Genomic DNA, 15,327 nt, shown 5'->3' with positions numbered 1-15,327 from the left:
CTCTCTCCCCTCCTGCTGCGCAGGGTACCCTCCCCCGCAGAGGGGGGAGGGGGATAAGCGGCGCGCCTCTCATCCACGAACGTGCACCCGGCAGCTCCCCTGTCGCGGCGCATCACCCTCCCCACGCGCACCCAGCCAATCGGCGATGCCGGAGCCCAGCAACTTCTGCGCCTTGCCGCCGACGAAGACGCCGACATGGCCGCCGGGCAAGCCGAGCTCGGTGTAGTCGTCGGTGCCGATCTTGTCCTTGAGCGCCTGCGACGTCGCCGGCGGGATGATGTGGTCGTCCTGGGCGAAGACGTTCAGCACCGGGCAGGCGATCCGCTTCAGATCGACCGTGCGGCCGCCGAGCACGAAGGTGCTCTGGACCAGCTTGTTGTCCTGGTAGAGATCCTTGAGCCACTGCTTGGCCGCCTCGCCGGGATGGTCCGGCCGGTCGGCGATCCACTTCTCCATGCGCAGGAAGTTCAGGAACTTCTTCTTGTCGTCGAGGGCGTCGAGCAAGTCCAGGTTGTACTTCGTCATGGTCCGCATCGGCGTCATCATCGAGAACACCGAGCCCATGAACGCCCCGGGCAGCGAGCCTTGCGCATCGATCAGGCGGTCCACGTCTTCCGGCGACAGGGAGCGGGTCCAGACGTTGATGAAGCCGTGGCCGGCCCGGGACTCGCGTGTATCGGCGTGGAAGTCGATCGGCGTGATCGTCAGCACCATCGCGTTGACGCGCTCCGGGTACAGTGCCGCGTAGCAGGTGGTGAAGACGCCGCCCTCGCAGATCCCCAGCAGGTTGATTTTTTCGCGCCCCGCCGCTGCTCCGATGAAGGCGACGCATTCGGCGAGGTAATCGTCGACGTAGTCGTCGATGGTGACGTAGCGGTCGGCCCGGCCGGGATTGCCCCAATCGACCACGTAGAGGTCGAGGCCGAGATTGAGCAGGTTGCGGACCAGCGAGCGGTCCTCCTGCAGATCGGCCATCGTGTAGCGGCCGATCAGACCGTAGACGATCAGCACCGGCGGCAGGCCCTTGCTCTCGGCAAGCGGCCGGTAGCGGTAGAGCGAGACCTTGTCCTGGCTCCAGACCAGGTCCTTGGGCGTGGTGGCGATCTGCACGTCGGCGTCGCGCACGTCCGCGAACAGCTTGGCACCCGCACTGATGCGGCGGCCGAGCTCGGCGACCTCGGCCATCATCTCGGCGGGGTTGAGCGGGAGCGGCGTAGTCGGAGCCTTCGGGGCGGCCCGGTCCGCTCCCCCCTTGTCGGCCATGCCTTCGCCGGCCATGCCCTTGTCAGCCATGCCCTTGTCAGCCATGCGCGTCCTCCGTTGCCGGCGCGGCGGTGCCGTTGGCCCTGGAGGCCCGGGCAGCCTCCCGGCGCTCCCGGCGCAGGGCCCGGACTTCCCGGCGCAGCTCGGTCAGGCTCTTTTGCACGTCGTCCAGTTCGGCCCGGGTCGGCTGCCCGTAGAAATCCGACAGGAAGGCCGAGAGGTCCTGTTGGGCGAGCCGCAGGTCGGTCGATGCCTTCAGCACCACCCGCTGCGAGGCCAGGAACGCCTCGGAGCGCTGGACATCCAGCAGCACCGCGTTGGCGGTCTCGGTCCAGCGGGTCATCATCTCGCGGGCGGAGCTGAAGCCCTCGCCGCGCTCGGCTCGGTCATTGGCCTCCTTGGCGAAGGTCCCGGCCGCCCGGGTCCAGGCCTCCAGCATCACGGCCTGGTGCTCGGCCTGCGCCCGCCGCAACGCCGCCCAGGCGGTGAACAGCGCGCCGTAGCGCCGCTCGGTCTGCCACAGGTCGGCGAGCTGGGGCCCCTCGGACATCCGCGTCAAAGCCGCGTCGAACTCGGCCGAGCCGCCGAGCCAGGCCTGTGGATCGAAGATACGCGCCAGCACCGCTCCGGCGGTCGGGTCCGGCGCTCCGGCGCCCCCCTGCAGCGATGTGGTCAAAGTCTGCGACAGGGCGGTCGCCGAAGCCCAGGCCTGGGCGAGATGACTCTGCGCCGTGGCGAGGCTGGAGAGATCGGTCTGCGGCGGGGTCGGCCACGAGAAGCCCGGCGCGGCCCCGGGGGCGAAGAAGCCGGCGCCGGCACGGGTCCAGAACTCGCCCATCGCCTTGAACGCGTCGAACTGGTCCATGACGGCGCACCTCCTCGCGGTTCTCCGGCCTCCTTGGCGGGCCGGTTGTCGGGCCGTTTCAGGCCGCCGAGCGCGCCTCGCCGAGCGCCTCGCTGTAGATCGCGTAGGCGTCGTCGTAGGTGACCTCGCGGGGATTGTTCACGAGGAGCCGCGTCTGCTTCATCGCGTCGGTGGCCATCCGCTCCAGATCCTTCTGCGCGACACCGACCTCCGCGAGCGAGGCCGGGACCTTGCAGTCGCGGCAGATCGCGTCGAGGCTTTCGACGAAGCGGGCGGCCGCCTCGGCCGGCGGGAGATCGGCCGCCGCCGGATCCAGGATCGGCGCCAGCTCGGCGTAGAGCGCCTCCGCGTGGGACAGGTTGAAGCGCATCACCCCCATCAGCACCAGGGCGTTGGAGAGCCCGTGCGGCACGTGGAAGATCGCGCCGACCGGATAGGCCAGCGCGTGCACCGCCGCCACCGGCGCGTTGGCGAAGGCCATGCCGGCGAGCATCGAACCGAGCAGCATGCCGGAGCGCGCTTCGAGGTTGCGGCCGTCCGAGCAGGCGGTGCGGATGTTCGCCGAGAGCAGGGCCAGGGCCTGCTTGGCGAGCTGATCCGAGATCGGGTTCTTCTTGTTCTTGCTGGTGAACGCCTCGATGGCGTGGACCATGGCGTCGATGCCGGTGGCCGCGGTGACGTGGGCCGGCAGGCCCAGGGTCAACTCGGGATCGAGTACCGCCCAGTCAGGCAGGAGTTTCGGCGCGACGACGCCCTTCTTCTCGGTGGTCGGCGTCGTGACGATTGAGATCGGCGTGACCTCGGAGCCTGTCCCGGCGGTGGTCGGCACCAGGATCAGCGGCAGCCGGTCGCCCTTGGCCAAGCCGACGCCGTAGATCGAGTCGAGCGGCTCGTCGGACTTCGCCAGGTAGGCCACCAGCTTGGCGGTATCGAGCGCCGAGCCGCCGCCGATCGACAGGACGAGATCGGTCCCGAGTTCCCGGGCCCGCTTGGCCGCCGCCTCGATCACCGTGGAGGGCGGGTCGGCGACCACGTCCTCGTAGACGTCGATGGCGATGCCGGCCGCCGCCAGCGCTGCCTCGGCGGCCTCGGTCAGGCCGGCCTTGCGCACGCCCTTGTCGGTGACCAGCAGAACGCGCTTGGCCCCGAAGGTGCCGACGATCTCCGGAAGTTTCTTCGCGGCGCCGGCCTCGAACAACACGTTCGGGGTTGTCTGGAAGGTGAACGGGTTCATCGCGCTGCCCTGTTGTTGTGCCGGGATCGATTCTGCGACGGAATCACTCGGCCGGCTCGAAATCCTTTACCTTCTCGCGCAGCTCCTCAACGAGAACACGCGTGTTCTCCGAGTAATCGATCGGTACCGCGACCAGGTGCACGCCGCCTTCGGCAAACGCCCGGTCCAGGGTCGGGACCAGGTCGTTGACGGCCTCCACGCGGTGGCCCTTGGCACCGTAGGCCTGCGCGTAGAGGACGAAATCCGGGTTGCCGAAGGTCATCCCGTAGTCGGCAAACTTATCGACCGCCTGCTTCCAGCGGATCATCCCGTAGGCCGAGTCGTCGAGGATCAGCACGACCAGGTTGAGCTTGAGCCGCACCGCGGTCTCCAATTCCTGGCTGTTCATCATGAAGCCGCCGTCGCCGCACACCGCCATGACGCGGCGGTTCGGGTAGAGCATCGCCGCCATCATGGCGGAGGGCAGGCCCGCGCCCATGGTGGCGAGCGCATTGTCGAGCAGCAGCGTGTTGGCGACGTAGGTGCGGTAGTTCCGGGCGAACCAGATCTTGTACATGCCGTTGTCGAGGCACACGATCCCGTCCTCCGGAATCACCCGCCGGACGTCGCGCACCAGCCGCTGGGGCGTGACCGGGAAGCGGTCCTCGCCGGCCCGGTCGGCGATGTGGTCGAGGATGTGCTCGCGCAGGTGCAGCAGGGCGCCGGCGTTCGGCAGCTTGCCCTCCAGCTTGTCGGCGAGGAGCTGCAGGGTCGGCCCGAGGTCGCCCACCACCTCGGCGTCGGGATAGTAGACCTGCTCGACGTTGGCCGGCATGTAGCCGATGTGGAGCACCTTCTGGTCGGCCTGGCCCATGAAGAAGGGCGGCTTCTCGATCGTGTCGTGGCCGATCGCGATGATCAGGTCGGCCTTGTCGATCGCCTCGTGTACGTAGTCGCGCTCGGAGAGTGCCGCGGTACCCATGTAGAGGCTGGTGCCGCTGGCGACCGTGCCCTTGCCCATCTGGGTGGTGAAGAACGGGATCTGGGTGCGCCGGACGAAGCCGCCGAGGTCGCCCGTGGCGCGCGGCCGGCTGGCGGCGGCCCCCAGCATGACGAGCGGCCGCTTGGCCGCGAGGATCATGGCGGCGGCCCGCTCGATCGCGGTCGGGTGGGCGACCGGGATGTCGATCGGATGCGGCGGCACGACGTAGGCCTCGGCCTGCTCGGCGGCGATGTCCTCCGGCAGCTCCAGCAGCACCGGCCCGGGACGCTCCTCGGTGGCGACCCGGAAGGCGTCGCGGACGATCGTCGGGATCGAGGAGGCCGAGACGATCTGCCGGGCCATCTTGGTGATCGGCTTCATCGAGCTGATCACGTCGACGATCTGGAACTTCGCCTGCCGCGAGGACAGGATGCCCTTCTGGCCGGTGATGATGATCATCGGCATCGCGCCGAGGTGGGCGTAGGCCGCGCCGGTCGAGAAGTTCAGGGCGCCCGGGCCCAGCGTCGAGAGGCACACGCCCGGCCGGCCGGTGAGACGGCCGTGCGTCGCCGCCATGAAGCTCGCCGCCTGCTCGTGACGGGTCAGCACCAGCTCGATCTTGGAGGTACGGAGCGACTCGACGACGTCGAGGTTCTCCTCGCCCGGTATGCCGAAGATGCGGTCGACGCCCTCGTTCTCCAGGGCCGCAACGAGTAGATCTGAGCCCTTGGGCATGTGATGTCCCACTGATGCGGCGCCCGACGGCGCCGTCCGGCCCGGCCCGATCCACACGCCCGATCCACCGTCTGCACACCGGTGATTCGCACGGTTCGGATCGGGACGGACACCCTTCGAATAGGCGACCGGTTAGAGGACTGGCCTGTAGTGTGGTCAAGGGCCGCCGAGGCTGAAAGGTCACAGAGCGGTGCCAATCCTATCGTGTACGTGAATGAGGCCGTCTGGGACCGACCGAGTACGGTCAAGGTTGTCGCCTACTCGGTTCGGCGGGGGATCATGGACAAGGTGCCAAACGACGAGACGCGGGCCGCGACGTTGCTTCCGGCCGGCGACGAACCGACCGAGGATGTCGTGCTGGCGCCGCTCGCGGACTTCCCGCGGATCGATCTCCGGGCCGGCGTCGAGCCCTGGGACAAGCGCCGGCAGGCCGGCAAGGCGATGCGCGCGAAGGTCCCGCACCAGGACCACGCGGCCCTGCGCTCGGAGCCGGATCGCCCCGATCCGGTCGGCCTGATCGCGGCGGCCCATGAGGGTCGGCAGGCGCATCTGATCCCGCTGCGGGTCGCCAGGATGGCGACGAGCCCGTTCGCGTTCCTGCGTGGCGCCGCCCACGTGATGGCCTGGGACCTGTCGCGCGGTCCGCGCAGCGGCATCGACGTGGTCATGAACGGCGATGCCCATATCGACAATTTCGGCCTGTTCGGCACCCCGCAGCGCGACATCGTCCTCGACCTCAACGACTTCGACGAGGTCACGGTCGGCCCGTGGGAATGGGATTTGAAGCGGCTCTGCGCCGGGATCACGGTCGCCACGGCCGATGCCGGCACGCCGGCCGAATCGCGCAGGGCCGCCGTGATGGCCGCGGTGTCGGGCTACCAGCGCACGATGCGGCGCCTGGCGCCGCAGGGCTCCCTTGAGGTCTGGTACCAAACAACCCGGGCGGATTTGGCTGAACTCGGCGGGATCCGGATGGATCCGGAGGCCCGTTCGGTGGTGCGCCGGTCGGTCGAGAAGGCCCGCCGCAAGAACAACCGCAGCCTCTTGGCCCAGATGGCCGAGCGGCGCATCGACGGCGGTTGGCGCTTCCGGACCGACGCGCCGATCCTGACCCCGGTCGACGAGACCACCCGCCAGCAGGTCGTCTCGGGGCTGGAGCGCTACGCCGAGACCCTGCCGCGCGAGCGGCGATTCATGCTCGATCGCTATCAGGTCATCGATGTCGCCCATCGCGTCGTCGGGGTCGGCAGCGTCGGGACGCGGGCCTATGTGGCGCTCTTGTGCGGGAACTCCGATCGGGACGCGCTCTTCCTGCAGGTCAAGGAGGCGGTTCGCCCGGCCCACGGCCCCTACCTGCCCGGGATGCCGGAGCCCTATGCGGGCCACGAGGGCGAACGGGTCATCTACGGTCAGCGCCTGCTGCAAGCGGTGGGCGACCCGCTGCTCGGCTGGACCACCATCGAGGGCCGTCCGTTCTACGTGCGCCAGATGAAGAACCTGAAGGGCGCGATCCCGCTCTCCGACATGTCCGGGCCGTCGCTCCTGACCTTCTCTTACGCCTACGGGGCTCTCCTGGCCCGGGCCCATGCCCGCACCGGAGACGCCGCGGCGATCGCCGGCTATTGCGGCCGCGGCAAGAACCCGGACCTGCGGGAGGCCCTGGCCGACTGGGCAGCCTCTTATGCGGAGCGCAACGCCGAGGATTTCCGCCTGTTTCGCGCCGCGATCGCCGACGGGCGGCTGGAGGCTGCCGACGATCCTTGCCTGTGATGGACCTCTGAAGGCGCGCGCCGCCTCTGTTCGGCGCACCCGGTGCGCCGCGCGCGATTCTTACGGGACGAAGCCGAAGTCCAAAAGGAATCGCGCTCACAGCATCCCGAAGGTCGGGGCTTCGTTGGCGAGGCGCACCAGCAAATCGCGCAGCCAGCGATGGGCGGGATCGCGATCGTAGGAGGCGTGCCACAGCATCGACACCACCACCTCGTCGAGCGCCACCGGCACCGGGCTGACCGCCAGGGAGAGCGTGCTGGCGAAGGAAGTCGCCAGCCTCGCGTGCATGGTGGCGATCACCGGCGCGGCGCGGACCATGAACGGCACCACGAGGAAGCGCGGCGTGGTCACCGCGAGGATGCGCGAGCGCCCCAGCGCCGCCAGCGCGTCGTCCACGACTCCGTGGGCCGTCTCCCGCAACGAGGTCAGGACGTGCGGGAAACGCAGGTAGTCATCGAGCCCGATCGGCGGCTGGATCCCGATCAGGTCGGCGTTGAACAGGACCACGTAGCTGTCGCGGTAGAGCAGCCGCTGCTTGTGATGCAGTTGCCCCTCGGTGAAGAACCCGATGGCCAGATCGACCCGGTCGGCATCCAGCTCGTCGAGGATGCGAGCCCGCTCGACGGAACGCAGCAGCAGCCGGATCCCCGGCGCGTCCCGGCGCAGCTGCGCGATTAGCCGGGGCCCGATCAGGACCTCGACGCTGTCCGGCAGGCTCAGCGTGAAGCTGCGCTCGACGGTGGCCGGATCGAACCGCTCCTCCCGGTGGACGAGGGCCTGGATCTGCCGCAACGTGGCCCGCAACGGCTCGACCAGTTTCAGGGCCCGCGGCGTCGGCCGCATCCCGTCGGGCGCGCGCGTGAGCAATTCGTCGTCGAACAGGCGGCGCAGCCTGGCGAGGCTCGAACTCATCGCCGACTGGCCGACGCCGATCCGCGCCGCCGCCCGGGTGACGCTGCGCTCGTCGAGCAGCGCATCGAGGGCGACGAGCAGGTTCAGGTCAATCCGGCTGAGGTCGATATGGTCGATGGCCACGCGCGCTGCGCTCGGTTCGAGGTCGGGTCCCCTCCATAGCAGAGCGCGGCCGTCACGCCGGCACCGGCTCCCGCGGCTCGGTGTGGTCGAACAGGCGCGGCGGAGCGATCTCGTTCCTGGCGCCCATCCGCTCGATCAGATGGTCGGCCACCCGCAGCGCGTTGGCGATGATCGTGAGCGTCGGGTTCACTGCGCCGATCGACGGGAAGAAGCTCGCGTCGGTGACGTAGAGGTTGTCGAGTTCATGCGCCTTGCAGTTCCGGTCCAGCACGGAGGTCGCCGGGTCGTCCCCGAACCGCAAAGTCCCCGCCTGGTGCGCGGTGCCGCCGATCGGGATGTTCTTGCCGAGGTAGAGCGAACGGTCGAACAGGTGCGGGTGCATGTCGGTGAAGCTGCAGATCTCATGCAGCTTGCGCCGCAGCCGCTTGTGCGCCTCCACGTTGGTCTCGGTGAGGTCGAGATGGACCTTGCCATCCTTGTAGTAGACCCGGTTCTGGGCCAGCGGGACGTCCTCCGAGGTCAACCAGAAATCGACGGAGTGCTTCGCGATCCAGTCGAACGGCTTGTTGGGAAACCATTGCAGGAAGCCCGGCAGCCCCTCGCCGTGGATCTGGGCGCCGTCGGACTTGCCGACCATCTGGATGTGGCCCAGCGGGAAGTCCCAGTCGTCCTTCCGGTCCGGGTCGCCGAAGTAGAAGTCGTTGAGACCGAGCGTCTTCTGGAAACGGGTCGGGTTCGGCACCTTCGAAATAGCCAGCACCGTCGAATTGTTGTGGCGCATGTAGTTGCGCCCGACCTGTCCGGAGCCGTTGGCGAGGCCGTCCGGGTGCCGGTCGCTGGCCGAGCGCAGCAGCAGCAGCGCCGAGGAGAGCGCCCCGCAGGCCACGACGACGAGGTCGGCGGAGGCCTCGAACGGCGCGTCGTCGCGGGTGCCGGCCACGCCGGTCACGGTACGACCGCTGGGGTCGGTGACAAGGCGCTCGACATAAGTACGCGTGAGCAACGTCAGGTTCGGGCAGTCGCGCAGGGCCGGATCGACCACCATCGTCTGCGCGTCGGACTTGCCGTTGGTCGGGCAAGGGAAACCATCGAAGGATTCGCACTTGATGCAGGGCGAGGTCGACACCGCGCGTCCGTCCTTCTCCACCAGCCGCACGCCGACTGGCAGGTGGAACGGGTGATGCCCGGCATCCTTCAGGTTGTCGAACAGCTGCTGGATCCGCGGCTCGTGGGACACCGGCGGATGAGCGTAGGGCTTGCGCGACCAGGGCTCGGTCGGATCCTCGCCGCGCTGGCCGTGGACGTGGAACAGCTCCTCGGCGGCCTGGTAATGCGGCTCGAACTCGTCGTAGCCGACGGGCCAGGCGGGTGCGATGCCGTCCTCGTGGCGGATGTCCGAAAAGTCCTTTTCCCGGAGCCGGAACAGGACCGAGCCGTAGAATTTCGAATTGCCGCCGACGTAGTAGTGCAGGCCCGGCTGGAAGCTGGCGCCGTCGGAGGAGTACCAGGTCTCCTTGGTCTGGTAGTAGCCGTCGACGATCACCGCCTGGCTGTCCCAGTTGCGCGGCTCGCGCAGCAGATAGTCGCCGCGCTCGATCAGGAGGATGCGCTTGCCGGTCTGCGCCAGGCGCCACGCCATCGTCCCGCCGCCAGGGCCGGATCCAACGACGATCACGTCGTAATGCTCACCCGGCATCAATTCTGTCTCCGTCCGGACGGATCGTCCTGGCAAGCAACTCTTGAGCCCGAATTCGGATCGCGCCAAGGCGATGTTTTGCGGGGCGGCGCCGCGGATGCTGCAACCGGCGGTTAAGCGCTTTTCCCAACGCGACCTTCAGGTTCACCTGCGATCCTGCACCGAGCCGGCCTGAAGCCGGGGAGGCATCCATGGTCGTCAAGGATATCGCGCTCGTGCTGGCGCTGCTCATCGCGGCAGCCCTGGCGCTCGGCCATTGGCGCGCCCGGCGCGGGCGACCGGACGAGGCCGAGGCCGAGCGGCTGCACGACCGCATCTGGCGGATCAGCGAGAGCGAGGACCGCTACCGCGCCCTGGTCGCGGCCACCACCGAGGTGATCGTCCAGCGCGACGCCCGCGGCCGCATCACCTACGCCAACGACGCGTACGCCCTTCTCTTCGGCCGACCGGCGATCGACCTGCTCGGCGCGCAGATCGATCTGGAGATCCTGGAGCGGAACGCCGTCGAGGTCGGGGAGGACGGCGTGCGCCGCATGGAGGCGCAGGTCCGCTCGGTGGACGGGCAGGTGCGCTGGTTCGCCTTCGTGGAGATGCCGGTCGCACACGGCGACGCGATGCACTGGCTGCGGGCCGGGCGAGACGTCACCGCCCGGGTCGAGGCGCTGCGCAGCCGCGACGCCGCCCTCGAACGCGCCGAGGCTGCGAGCGTGGCGAAGTCGCGCTTCCTCGCCACCGTCAGCCACGAGATGCGGACGCCGCTGAACGGCATCCTCGGAATGGCCGACCTCGTGCTCGGCACCGCCCTCGACCTGGAGCAGCGGACCTACGTGGAGGCCGTGCGCACCAGCGGACAGGCCCTGCTCGGGCTGATCGACGGCGTGCTCGACTTCTCGCGGATCGAAGCCGGGCGCCTCGACCTCGCGGCCGAGCCGTTCGACCTGCCGGCCCTGGCCGAGAGCGTCGTGGAGCTGCTGGCCCCGCGAGCCCAGGACAAGGGCATCGAGATCGCCCTCGACGTCACCGAGGATTTTCCCCGCGCGCTCGTCGGCGATGCGGATCGCGTCCGGCAGATTTTGATCAATCTCGCCGGCAACGCCATCAAGTTCACGGAGCGCGGCGGCGTCGGCGTGAGCCTGACCTTCGCCCGCATGCCGGGTGGGGGAGGGGAGGTGGTCCTGGCCGTCTCCGATACGGGCCCTGGCATCCCGGAGGAGCGCTTGCCGGTCCTGTTCGAGGAGTTCGAGCAGGGCGACGGCAGCGCCAGCCGGAGCCACGAAGGCACCGGCCTGGGCCTCGCCATCACCCGCCGCTTGGTCACCGGCATGGACGGACGGATCGAGGCGGATTCGCGCCTGGGACGCGGCTCGACCTTCCAGGTCGTCCTGCCGCTGCCGGACGCCGAGACCGAGCGCGCCGACCCGGTTCCCCTGCCGCGGCTCGAGGGACGGCGCTGCCTGATCGTGGCCGACTCGCCCTACCAGGCGCCGTACCTCGCCCGCAGCCTGTCCCGGGCGGGCGCCGCGACGGTGATCGTCGGAACCCTGGACGACGGCCTCGACGCCCTGTCGGGCGCTGCCTTCGACGCGGTGTTGGCGGACCGGGCGCTGGGCGACGCGGCGGTCCGCCAGATCGCCGACGCCGCGCATGCCTGCGGGGTGCGCTGCAGCCTGGTCCTGCTGTCCCCCTTCGACCGCCGCGGCTTCGGGGCCCCCGGCGCGGCGGGCTTCGACGGATACCTGATCAAGCCGGTCCGGGCCCGCTCGCTATTCGAGCGGCTGCTCGCCCCACCGCCGACGGTCGAATCCGCCGCGATCCCGGCACCGGCCCCGGTCCGGACGGGAACCGGCCAGCGGATCCTGCTCGCCGAGGACAACCCGATCAACGCCCTGCTGGCGACGCGTGCGCTGGAGCGCCTCGGCGCCGAAGTCGTCCATGCGGTCGACGGCGTCGAGGCGCTGGAGCGGCTGGCGACGGCCGGCCCGTTCGATCTCGCCCTGATCGACATCCGCATGCCGCGCCTCGACGGCCACGAGACCGCCCGCTGCATCCGGGCTGCTGAAGCCGCGGGCGAGGGTCCCCGGTTGCATCTCGTCGCTCTCACGGCCAATGCCGGCCGCGAGGACGAGATCGCCGCACGCGAAGCCGGCTTCGACGATTTCCTGGCCAAGCCGCTCAATCTGAAGCTGCTTCCGGGCCTGTTGGAAGACCGGACCGCGCAGGCCGCCTGACCGGGGTACACCCGCGTTGACAGGAGGGCGCAGGCCGCGCCAACAGGACGACCATGTCGACAGCGCCCACCACGCCGCCCGCCCCGCGTTCATCCAGCGGCGCCCTCGCCGCCTGGGGCGTCGCGATCCTCATGATCGCCACGGTGCTGCTCGGCGAACTGCTGCCGGCCCGCCACCCGGCGCCCGCGCGCTCCGTCGCCGACGACCCGGCCTGCCTGGAATGGACCGACGGCTGCCGGGTCTGCCAGCGCCTCGCGGAGGGGCCGGCCTGCTCGCTTCCGGGCATCGCCTGCCAGACCGGCACCCCGCACTGCCTGCGTCACCGCGACGGGTGAGGGCGGGCTCGCCGGTCCTCCGCTTCGCGCCGAGCCCGAACGGACGGCTCCACCTCGGTCATGCCTATTCGGCCCTGCTCAACGCCGACCTCGCCCGGCGAATGGGCGGCCTCTGCCGCCTGCGGATCGAGGATATCGATCCCGTCCGCTCGAAGCCGGAGTTGGTCGCGGCGGTTGTCGCCGACCTCGCCTGGCTGGGCCTGACCTATCCGGAGCCGGTGCGGCACCAATCCCGGCACATGGGCGCCTACCGGGCACTGCTCGATGGCCTGATCGGCCGGGGCCTCGCCTATCCCTGCTTCTGCTCACGCGGGCAGATCCGCACGCAGGCCGCCGCCCAGGCCGGACACCCGCACGACCCCGACGGAGCGCCGCTCTATCCGGGAACCTGCCGCGGGCTCGATCCAGCGATCGTGGCCGAGCGTCTTGCCGGGAACGCGCCGCATACCTGGCGCCTCGACATGGAAGCCGCCCTGCGCCGCGGCGGCGACCGGCTGGGCTACACCGCCTTCGACGGATCCGGCACGCAATGGGTCCAGGCAGATCCAGCGCGCTGGGGCGACGCCGTAATCGCCCGCCGGGACGTACCGACGAGCTACCACCTCGCCGTCGTTCACGACGACGCGGAGGAGGGGATCACCCACGTGGTGCGCGGCCAGGACCTGGAAGCGGCCGCCGACCTGCACGTCCTGCTTCAGCACCGGCTCGATTTACCGGTCCCGCGCTACCGCCACCACCGGCTGATCCTGGATCCCGGGGGAGAGAAGCTCGCCAAGTCGCGCGCCTCGCAGAGCCTGGCCGACCTGAGGGCTGCGGGGGTCACGCCCGAGCAGATCCGGGCGCGGCTCGGGTTCGGATGACGGACGCCCAGCTCGTTCAGCGCACGGCGGCGTCGCGCTGCGCCAGCGCCGTAGCGCTCTTCGATTTGAGCATGGTCGCGTCGATCTGCTCGCGCTGGCGCTTGAACTCGCTCAGCATCCGCCCGTCGAGCTCGCGGCCGCGGGGCACGCGAATCTTCATCGGGTCGACGAAGTGGCCGTTGATGATCACCTCGTAATGGAGGTGTGGCCCAGTCGAGAGGCCGGTGGAACCGAGATAGCCGATGATCTGCCCCTGGCGGACCCGGACACCCTCCTTCACGCCCCGGCCGAACCGCGACATGTGGTTGTAGGTCGTGACGTAGCCGTTCACGTGCTGGATCTCGACCCGGTTGCCGTAGCCCGAGGTCATCTCGGCCCGGATCACCACGCCGTTGCCCGCCGCGGCGATCGGCGTCCCGATCGGGTTCGCCCAGTCCACGCCGGTATGCAGCTTGGCATAGCCAAGGATCGGGTGGCGGCGGTAGCCGAAGCCGGAGCGCATGATGCCGTCCGGGATCGGCTTGCGCAGCAGGAACTTCTTGAGGGAGCGCCCCTGGTCGTCGAGGTAATCGATCGTGCCGTCGTCCGGGGACTGGAAGCGGTAGACCTTGCGGGTCTCGCCGCCGAGCGTCAGCGCCGCGTAGAGCAGGTCAGGCCGGTCGGCGGAGGCCTCGTCGTCGTAGGTGTAGAACACGTCCAGCCCGTCGCCGCTGGCGATGCGGCGCTGGAAGTCGAGGTCGTAGCTGAACACCCGGACGATGTCCTCGACCGTGGCGCGCGGCAGGTCGTGGCGCGCGGCCGTCTCGTAGAGGCTCTGATACAGCCGCGGCCCCGAGCCCGAATCCTCGTCCTCGTCCTCGCCGGCCTCAGCCTGCGGCTGCGACTTGGCGGACGGGGCGTCCTCGGTCGGGGGCGTCACCGAGACGAAGGCGTTGCGGTCGTTGAGGGCGGCGATGCCCTCGATGCCGCTCTCGCCGTACAGCACCACGCGGGTGACCTGGCGCGGATCGCCGGGACGCGGGCCCGGGGCGACCTGCACCCGCATCTGCTGCCCCTCGGTGAGGGCGCCGGTGCGGCTCTTTCCGCCCAGCGCGGCGACGATCGCGCGGATCTGCTCGTCGCCGGCCATGCCGGTGGCCTTCAGGAGTGTCTCCAGGGTGTCGCCCCGCTTGAACGCGACGTCGCGCTCCTCCACGAGCGGCGCCTCGTTCGGCTTCAACTCGACCTTGGCGACCTTGGTGACGTTCTCGGGGACGACCAGCACCTCGATCGCCTTGAACGGGTTGGTGTCCTTGGCGGCGGCCGCCTCCGCGTCGCCGCCGGCGCCCTGCTGGAGCGTGCGCGACAAGAGGATCTGAGGGGCGATCGGGATGGCGGCCCGGCGCCCGGCCTCGGCCGCGATGCGCCGCTCCTCCTCGACCTGGGCGGTGACGTCGTCGTCGGTCAGGGCCGGCGCATTCGGATCGATGGCAGCGTCGGCGAGGTCGCGCTTGACCACCGTGACCTCGGCGCCCGGTGCGTCGGCGGCGGCATCCGGCGCGCGCTCCAGGGGCTCGTCGGAGACGAACTTCATCGGATCGAAGCGCGGCAGATCACCGGCATAGACGCCCGTGGTCATCGACAGCGGGGCGGTGATCCGCACGAAGGCCTTGGCCTTGATGATCTCGCGGTCCCCCAGCCGCACGGTGACCGGCGCGCGAAAGCTCTGCTTGGCGGAGGCGATCATCAGGTTGCGAACGAGCCGGTCGCCCTTGCGGGCGATGTTGGCGCCGCTCTCGCTCGGCTGCGGGCGCGCCATGATGGTGGCCTTCTCCGGGATCGCCGCGAAGGAGACATCACCCTGGAGGGATACGTGCAACGCGGCGGCGATCAGGCCGGCACCGGTAAGACCGGTCAGCGTGCTAGCGCAGAGCCAACGCAAATTGACCGCGCGGCGATCGATCTGGGTCGCGTCGGCGCCGAGGAGATCGAGGGGGGCCTGAGCGCCGCGCCCCACGCCAGGGGCGAGGGCGGCAACATCACCGATCTTGAGTCGCTCGCGCTTCACTCGAAGGCCCCGGATAGACGACGGCGCATGGGCCTCCCGCCAGCCTGATGATCCACGGCCGGGCCGATCGCCATGCCGCCCGTCCCATTCATGTACGGGCTGCTCATCTCGGGGCGTAGCATGTCCAGATTGAGGCGTCGCGCACGCCAGGGACGGAAGGCCAAGCAGCGCCTTCTAGCAAGCAGCGCCTTGTTTGAGAGACATGGCGCCGGGGGAGGGGAGGGGAGGGGGGGGTTCGCCCGACGCTCAAAAACTCACGACCCGGTGTTGACGGCGGGGATTGAGCTGCGTATACACC

The 15,327-nt window shown here is 69.7% G+C and carries 11 protein-coding genes; 4 read left to right on the top strand and 7 right to left on the bottom strand.

From position 1 onward, the window contains the following. Positions 1–69 precede the first annotated feature (69 nt). From phaC to FVA80_RS12560, 4 genes are all read right to left on the bottom strand, one after another. The gene (gene phaC, locus FVA80_RS12575; protein ID WP_147910279.1) at positions 70–1,188 is read right to left on the bottom strand and encodes a class III poly(R)-hydroxyalkanoic acid synthase subunit PhaC; all 1,119 of its coding nucleotides are present in this window, start codon (positions 1,186–1,188) and stop codon (positions 70–72) included. A 112-nt stretch (positions 1,189–1,300) separates the two neighbouring features. Continuing rightward, positions 1,301–2,128, bottom strand: a complete 828-nt coding sequence (locus FVA80_RS12570) for a poly(R)-hydroxyalkanoic acid synthase subunit PhaE (protein ID WP_147910269.1) — start codon at positions 2,126–2,128, stop codon at positions 1,301–1,303. Between the two features lie 58 nt (positions 2,129–2,186). Beyond that, complete coding sequence (locus FVA80_RS12565) at positions 2,187–3,362, bottom strand: iron-containing alcohol dehydrogenase (protein ID WP_147910270.1); 1,176 nt, start codon at positions 3,360–3,362, stop codon at positions 2,187–2,189. 43 nt (positions 3,363–3,405) lie between these two features. Next, positions 3,406–5,058 carry an acetolactate synthase large subunit gene (locus FVA80_RS12560; protein WP_147910271.1) on the bottom strand — a complete coding sequence of 551 codons (1,653 nt, stop codon included), beginning with the start codon at positions 5,056–5,058 and terminating at the stop codon, positions 3,406–3,408. Between the two features lie 279 nt (positions 5,059–5,337). Between FVA80_RS12560 and FVA80_RS12555 the strand changes: the two genes are divergently transcribed. Further along, positions 5,338–6,828 carry a DUF2252 domain-containing protein gene (locus tag FVA80_RS12555; RefSeq protein WP_147910272.1) on the top strand — a complete coding sequence of 497 codons (1,491 nt, stop codon included), beginning with the start codon at positions 5,338–5,340 and terminating at the stop codon, positions 6,826–6,828. 96 nt (positions 6,829–6,924) lie between these two features. On the opposite strand, the gene FVA80_RS12550 is transcribed toward FVA80_RS12555, so the two are convergent. Then, on the bottom strand, positions 6,925–7,863 hold the full coding sequence (locus tag FVA80_RS12550) for a LysR family transcriptional regulator (protein ID WP_147910273.1): 939 nt from the start codon (positions 7,861–7,863) through the stop codon (positions 6,925–6,927). 52 nt (positions 7,864–7,915) lie between these two features. After that, positions 7,916–9,559, bottom strand: a complete 1,644-nt coding sequence (locus tag FVA80_RS12545) for a GMC family oxidoreductase (protein ID WP_147910274.1) — start codon at positions 9,557–9,559, stop codon at positions 7,916–7,918. Between the two features lie 191 nt (positions 9,560–9,750). On the opposite strand from FVA80_RS12545, the gene FVA80_RS12540 reads away from it, so the two are divergent. From FVA80_RS12540 to gluQRS, 3 genes are read left to right on the top strand one after another with little or no spacing between them, the layout of a single operon-like run. After that, positions 9,751–11,787 (top strand): ATP-binding protein, encoded by a 2,037-nt coding sequence (locus FVA80_RS12540; RefSeq protein ID WP_147910275.1) that lies wholly within the window; start codon positions 9,751–9,753, stop codon positions 11,785–11,787. A gap of 53 nt (positions 11,788–11,840) precedes the next feature. Beyond that, on the top strand, positions 11,841–12,122 hold the full coding sequence (locus FVA80_RS12535; RefSeq protein WP_147910276.1) for a hypothetical protein: 282 nt from the start codon (positions 11,841–11,843) through the stop codon (positions 12,120–12,122). Next, positions 12,119–12,982 (top strand): tRNA glutamyl-Q(34) synthetase GluQRS, encoded by an 864-nt coding sequence (gene gluQRS / locus FVA80_RS12530; RefSeq protein WP_246692387.1) that lies wholly within the window; start codon positions 12,119–12,121, stop codon positions 12,980–12,982. The genes FVA80_RS12535 and gluQRS overlap by 4 nt, the downstream gene beginning before the upstream one ends. Before the next feature lie 16 nt (positions 12,983–12,998). Here gluQRS and FVA80_RS12525 read toward each other — a convergent pair whose 3' ends face one another. Further along, a complete protein-coding gene (locus tag FVA80_RS12525) occupies positions 12,999–15,029 on the bottom strand; it encodes a M23 family metallopeptidase (protein WP_147910278.1) in 2,031 nt (676 codons plus the stop codon). Positions 15,030–15,327 lie beyond the last annotated feature (298 nt).

Source organism: Methylobacterium sp. WL1 (genome assembly GCF_008000895.1).
Classification (GTDB): domain Bacteria; phylum Pseudomonadota; class Alphaproteobacteria; order Rhizobiales; family Beijerinckiaceae; genus Methylobacterium.
This window is presented reverse-complemented; position numbering and strand designations above follow the sequence as displayed.